This is a genomic window from Bacillus sp. EB106-08-02-XG196 (genome assembly GCF_013396335.1).
Classification (GTDB): Bacteria; Bacillota; Bacilli; order Bacillales; family Cytobacillaceae; genus Neobacillus.
In genome coordinates, this window is the sequence record NZ_JABWSY010000049.1 from 1 (window position 1) to 673 (window position 673).

Annotated in this window: 1 pseudogene; it reads left to right on the forward strand. The window is 52.6% G+C overall.

What is annotated here, in order from left to right:
• A pseudogene (locus tag MLOOGBEN_RS28825) lies at nucleotides 1-538 on the forward strand (IS1-like element IS1A family transposase); the annotation flags it as partial.
• Nucleotides 539-673 lie beyond the last annotated feature (135 nt).

The window sequence follows — 673 nt, forward strand, 5'->3', positions numbered from 1 at the left end:
AGAAAATCATTGATATGGCCATGAATGGCGTTGGATGCCGGGCAACAGCCCGCATTATGGGCGTTGGCCTCAACACGATTTTACGTCACTTAAAAAACTCAGGCCGCAGTCGGTAACCTCGCGCATACAGCCGGGCAGTGACGTCATCGTCTGCGCGGAAATGGACGAACAGTGGGGCTATGTCGGGGCTAAATCGCGCCAGCGCTGGCTGTTTTACGCGTATGACAGTCTCCGGAAGACGGTTGTTGCGCACGTATTCGGTGAACGCACTATGGCGACGCTGGGGCGTCTTATGAGCCTGCTGTCACCCTTTGACGTGGTGATATGGATGACGGATGGCTGGCCGCTGTATGAATCCCGCCTGAAGGGAAAGCTGCACGTAATCAGCAAGCGATATACGCAGCGAATTGAGCGGCATAACCTGAATCTGAGGCAGCACCTGGCACGGCTGGGACGGAAGTCGCTGTCGTTCTCAAAATCGGTGGAGCTGCATGACAAAGTCATCGGGCATTATCTGAACATAAAACACTATCAATAAGTTGGAGTCATTACCCTCGACTGCTAACCATCCGATTGAAACGTTGCTGCCGTTGTATCATCTCCATGCTGCAGGTTTCGAATTCGAAGTGGCGACCATTTCCGGTCTGATGACCAAGTTTGAATACTGGGCTAT